Origin of the sequence: Pseudoalteromonas sp. APC 3358, from assembly GCF_030408075.1 — a bacterium.
Lineage (GTDB): Bacteria > Pseudomonadota > Gammaproteobacteria > Enterobacterales > Alteromonadaceae > Pseudoalteromonas > Pseudoalteromonas arctica.
Genome location: NZ_JASDCE010000036.1, coordinates 1 through 1,947, shown reverse-complemented (window position 1 = coordinate 1,947; position 1,947 = coordinate 1). Strand labels below are relative to the sequence as shown.

The window sequence follows — 1,947 nt, the reverse complement described above, 5'->3', positions numbered from 1 at the left end:
CTTAGCCTTATCGTCTAAAAACCAACAACACTTCGGTGAAATGGTGGATTATTATGGTAGTAAACTAAAACGCTTTAAGCGTCCACAGCAACACCTATGGTTGCTGTGTTTTCTGACTCAACGCATACGGCAAAGCTTAGAGCGACTGACTGATGGTTTTATTCATCATATCCGGAAACAACAAGAAGCTGCGCATGCGTTTGCCCAACAGGCAGTGTTTGATTCATGGAGGTCAGCTGCGGACAATGTCACCAAAGCTGCAGAATTACTCCATCTGTTTGTTGATGACAGTATCGACGATAATCAACCATTTGCAACGGTTAGGCAACAAGCATTAAGTGTAATGAATAACCAAGATATAGAAACGCTATGCCTGTACTTAAAAAAGCAAAAACGCACAGTAGAAGAATATCAATGGCAATATTATGATGATCAAAACACCTTACTTGAACAGTTATTAAGGCCCGTGTTTCTATGTCTTGAATGCCAAGCAGGTAAAGGCTCAGAAGTATTGGTGACACAGCTCAGAACCACAAAAACAGAACTATTAGCAGGTAATACATTGCAAACAATGGATAGTACACTTATCCAACAAAAACATCGTCCATGGTTACTCAACAACGATGTTGTTCATCCACAGCGATACGAATGGTTGCTTTACCGTCAACTGGCTTCTCGGCTTAATGGTCGAATTTACTTATCAAACGTCACTAAATATCGTGCGCTAGAAGACGACTTAATTGCATCGTCAATACAGTCTGATCTATTGGCATCGTCAACGTTGGAAAAGCTAAAGCAGCCGATTCAGAAGCTACTGCAAGTAAAACAAATACGCTTAGCAACATCCCTAGAAGATGTTGCTCGTCACATTGATAATGGTGATAACCGCAATGTGATCATGAAGAGCCGAAGTGGCGCACGATGGCGACTGCCAGTTAAAGGCTCCCGATCATTTGTCAACAACCCCTTCTTTAAACAGATGATCCCCGTCAGTATTGCTGATGTGTTGCGTTATGTTGAACAAGAAACCAACTTTATGCAATGCTTCGCACACGTGCTGCCAATCCAAAAACAAGTAGGCGCCAATCAGGATGATTTATTGGCTATTCTCATTGCGAATGCGACACATCGTGGCGTATATGGGATGGCACAAATATCTGATCGCAGTTATGAGCATCTAAGCACTATACAAGCTAATTATATTAGGCCTGAAACCTTGCAAGAGGCAAGTGATATCATCAATAACGCAGTAGCGGCACTCCCTATTTTCCGTCACTATCACATCCAAGAAGACGTCCTACACGCCAGTACCGATGGGCAAAAATTTGAAACTCACCTTGAGACTTTTAAAACTCGCTACTCCTCGAAATACTTCGGCACCAACAAAGGTATTACGGCCATGACGTTAGTTGCCAATCATAGTGCGTTAAATGCCCGTATAATAGGATCTAATGAGCATGAGTCCCATTATATTTACGACTTACTACAATCTAATACTAGTGATCTTAAGCCTGACGTACTCTCAACCGACACCCATGGTGTTAATCATGTTAATTATGCCTTATTGGATTTATGCGGTTATAGTTTTGCGCCTAGGTATGCTCAGTTCACCAGTGTGATCAATGACCTATTTAACGTAACTGAAAGCGACGACGGAAACACGCATCTGGCGCTGAAAAAGCCGATAAAAATGAATGTGATTGAAGAAGGCTGGCAGGATATTCAGCGTATTGTGTTATCCCTTCAAGAAAAACGCACAACACAGGCATTGCTAGTACGCAAATTATCTGGTTATCCATCTAGACACCCTATATTACAAGCATTAACGGAATATAATAGGCTCATCAAAGCCCAATATTTACTTGATTATATTGATGATGCAAGTCTGCGCCAATATGTTCAACGAGCACTGAACCGAGGCGAAGCCTGGCATTTCCTCAGGCGAGC

The 1,947-nt window shown here is 41.9% G+C and carries 1 protein-coding gene; it reads left to right on the top strand.

The window, feature by feature from the left end; genetic code table 11:
• A partial coding sequence (locus QL995_RS21590) for a Tn3 family transposase (RefSeq protein WP_290295074.1) occupies positions 1-1,947 on the top strand: 1,947 nt, incomplete at both ends.